Source organism: Polaromonas sp. P1_E1_2 (genome assembly GCF_056406035.1).
Genome location: NZ_JBFUAZ010000482.1, coordinates 1 through 3,319 on the forward strand (window position 1 = coordinate 1; position 3,319 = coordinate 3,319).

Below are 3,319 nucleotides of genomic sequence, written 5' to 3' on the forward strand. Positions count from 1 at the left end.
GGGGTAGACCGCCAGCACATCGATTTCAGGCATGCGGTAGCCCGGCAGCAGGGGCACCAGCCGGCCTTCGCGCAGGTCTTCCCCGACGAGGAAGGCCGGCTGCCAGATGATGCCCAGCCCGGCCACGGCCGCTTCGCGGGCGGTATCGCCATTGTTGGCGTGCATGATGTAGTTGACCTTGACCACATGGGGGCGCCCCTCGCCGTCGATGAAATGCCATTCGTTGGCGGTGGCGGCATAGGTGTAGCCCAGGCAGCGATGGCCCGCGAGGTCGGCGGGCACAGCAGGGTGACCGTGCTTTTTCAGATAGGCCGGCGCGGCACAGAGGATGTTGCAGGAAGTCGCGAGCTTGCGGGCTGCATGGGTGGCCGGCCCCGTGCGCGAGATGCGTATGGCGAGGTCGTAGCCTTCTTCCACGATGTCCACCACGCGGTCACTGAGGGCAATGTCGAGTTCCACCTCCGGATAGCTTTGCATGAAGCGCGGCCACAGCGGCGCCAGGTGACGGATGCCAAAGCTCACAGGCGCATTGATGCGCAGGCGCCCGCGCGGCTGCAGGGTTGCCGACGAGGCCAGCGCCTCCGCGTCGGCAACCTCTTCAAGAATCGACTTGCTGCGCTCATACAGCGCTTCGCCGCTTTCGGTGAGCGAGAGCTTGCGGGAGCTGCGGTTGAGCAGGCGCGTGCCGAGGTGGGCTTCCAGCTCATTGATATAGCGGGTGACGTTGGCCGGCGAGGTGTCCAGCGCATCGGCCGCACGCGTGAAACTGCCGCGGCCCACCACGGTGACAAACATCTCAAACGCACGCAGCCGGTCCATTTCAACCCCCATCATTCATAAAAGATGAATGATTAAATCAGTTTTACGGCCTTCCTCCAATAGAAGATGAAACTTACATTGGACTCATCGGCAGGCAGGAAGCCCACCGAACCAGGAACCTCCACCCAAGACAAAGGAAATCGACATGACCACGCAAACCACTTCATTCACACCCCGCTTCGCCAACAAGACCGTGCTGGTCACGGGTGGCAACAGCGGCATCGGCCTGGCCACCGCCTTGCAATTCGCCGGGCAAGGCGCGCGGGTCGTCATCACCGGCCGGGACCAGGTGTCACTGGACCAAGCCAAAGCCCAACTGGGCACAGGCGCCATCGCCCTGCGCAACGACGCAGGGGCCAGCGGCTCGGCCAAKGCATTGGCCGCCGCGCTGGTTGCCGAAGGCATTACGCTGGATGCCGTGTTCATCAACGCAGGCCTGGCCAAGTTCGCCCCGCTGGAAAGCGTAGACGAAGCACTCTGGGACGACACCTTCAACGTCAACGTGAAAGGCGCATTCTTTGCGATCCAGGCGCTGTCGCCGCTGCTGAACACGGGCGCCGCCATCATCCTGAACGGATCGATCAATGCCCACATCGGCATGCCCAACTCCAGCGTTTACGCCGCCAGCAAGGCCGCGTTGATTTCGCTGGCAAAAACGCTGTCGGGTGAGCTGGTGGCGCGTGGCATCCGCGTCAATGTGGTGAGCCCCGGCCCGGTTACGACGCCGCTGTACGGCAAGCTTGGCGTGCCTGCAGACCAGCTCGATGCGCTGGCCGCCGGCATCCAGGCGCAAGTGCCGCTGAAACGCTTCGGCACGCCCGACGAAGTGGCCAGCGCCGTGGTGTATTTGTCATCGCCTGATGCGGCTTTTATTGTCGGCACCGAGCTGATCGTCGACGGCGGCATGAGCCAGCTGTAAGCACTTCCCGCGCTCGCCGCGCAAACAAAAGAGGGCGATGCCGTTGCCGGCATCGCCCTCCTTTTTTGGTTGCGCAAAAACTCAGTATTGCCAGAAGATGCGCTGCAGTTCCTTGCTGTCAATGTTCTTGGTCAAGGCCACGGCGGCCAGGATGCGGGCCTTTTGCGGGTTCAGGTCATGCGCGACCACCCAGTCGTACTTGTCGTCAGGCTGCTCGGCGTTGCGCAGCACAAAGCCTTCGGGCACACGCGAGGAGCGCACGACCTGGATGCCTTTGGCGCGAACTTCCTGCAGCGCAGGAACCACACGGTCGGCCACGGAGCCGTTGCCGGTGCCGCCGTGGATCAGGGCCTTGATACCAGTCTTGCCGACAGAGTCCACCGCGGAGCGCGGCACGTTGCCGTAGCCATAGACGATATCGACCGGCGCCAGCGCCTCGAAATCATCAATGTTGAATTCGGACTGCGCGGTGTGGCGCTTCACGGGCGCGCGGAACCAGTAATTCTGGCCTTCCACCACCATGCCGAGCGGGCCCCACTGGCTCTTGAAGGCCTCGGTCTTGATGTTGATGGTTTTGGTGACATCACGGCCGCTCTGGAGTTCGTCGTTCATCGTGACCAGCACGCCTTTGCCGGCGGCATCCTTGCTGGCGGCCACGCTGACGGCGTTAAACAGGTTGAGCGCACCATCGGCCGACAGCGCCGTACCCGGGCGCATGGAGCCGACCACCACGATGGGCTTGCTGGTGCGGATCACGAGATTCAGGAAGTAGGCGGTTTCTTCCAGGGTGTCGGTACCGTGGGTCACCACGATGCCGTCCACGTCGGACTGCTTGACCAGCGCCGAGATGCGCTTGCCCAATTTCACCAGGTTGTCGTTAGTGAAACTTTCGGAAGCAATTTGCGAGACCTGCTCGCCCTTGACGTTGGCCACGTTGGCCAATTCCGGCAACCCGGCCAGCAACTTGTCGACCGGCACCTTGGCGGCAGCGTAGGTCGCGCTGTTCAGGGCCGAAGCGCCGGCGCCGGCAATGGTGCCGCCGGTGGCCAGGATCACGACATTGGGTTTGGCGGCGGTTTGCGCCAGCGCGGGCGCGCCGAGCGTGGTAAACGCCACCAGGCCAAGCGCGGCGCCCATGTGACGAAATGTTGAGGTTATTTGCATGTATGTCTCCAAGGAAATGGAATTTGTCTGATTTTTTGCGCACAGCGAGCAAAACAAGCGGTTTCACCTGCCTGTGCGGCGATTTCCCTGGCCTTGCGGCCAAAGGTGGCTCATCGTAGCGACGCTGGCAGTCCCCAGCGATGCATAATGTAACGAGGGGTATGACTAAAACTCACACCCCTCAGCAGCATGGCCCCATGCGTCTCCGGCGACCCGGCAGCGACATACCCGCAGCGACATGAACCTCAGGCAACTTGAAGTCTTCCAGGCGGTGATGCAGACCGGCAACATGAGCGCCGCGGCGCGGCTGATCTGCATCACGCCCTCGGCCGTCAGCAAGACGATTGCGCACACGGAATTGCAACTGGGCTACAAACTTTTTACCCGCGGCAAGGGCACGCTGGCCCCCACGCCCGA

The 3,319-nt window shown here is 62.6% G+C and carries 4 protein-coding genes; 2 read left to right on the forward strand and 2 right to left on the reverse strand.

The features are described 5' to 3' along the window. Positions 1-819: LysR family transcriptional regulator (locus AC1D1P_RS18495; RefSeq protein WP_477673970.1), on the reverse strand; the 819-nt coding region annotated here is incomplete at its 3' end. A gap of 145 nt (positions 820-964) precedes the next feature. Between AC1D1P_RS18495 and AC1D1P_RS18500 the strand changes: the two genes are divergently transcribed. Continuing rightward, positions 965-1,738 (forward strand): SDR family oxidoreductase, encoded by a 774-nt coding sequence (locus AC1D1P_RS18500; RefSeq protein ID WP_477673969.1) that lies wholly within the window; start codon positions 965-967, stop codon positions 1,736-1,738. Positions 1,739-1,819: 81 nt separating this feature from the next. On the opposite strand, the gene AC1D1P_RS18505 is transcribed toward AC1D1P_RS18500, so the two are convergent. Then, complete coding sequence (locus AC1D1P_RS18505) at positions 1,820-2,875, reverse strand: asparaginase (RefSeq protein ID WP_477673971.1); 1,056 nt, start codon at positions 2,873-2,875, stop codon at positions 1,820-1,822. A gap of 265 nt (positions 2,876-3,140) precedes the next feature. Between AC1D1P_RS18505 and AC1D1P_RS18510 the strand changes: the two genes are divergently transcribed. Beyond that, a partial coding sequence (locus AC1D1P_RS18510; protein WP_477673972.1) for a LysR family transcriptional regulator occupies positions 3,141-3,319 on the forward strand: 179 nt, incomplete at its 3' end.

Coding starts and splice junctions, on each gene's coding strand:
- AC1D1P_RS18505 (WP_477673971.1), bottom strand. CDS start 2,875: ATGGGCGCCGCGCTTGGCCTGGTGGCGTTTACCACGCTCGGCGCGCCC.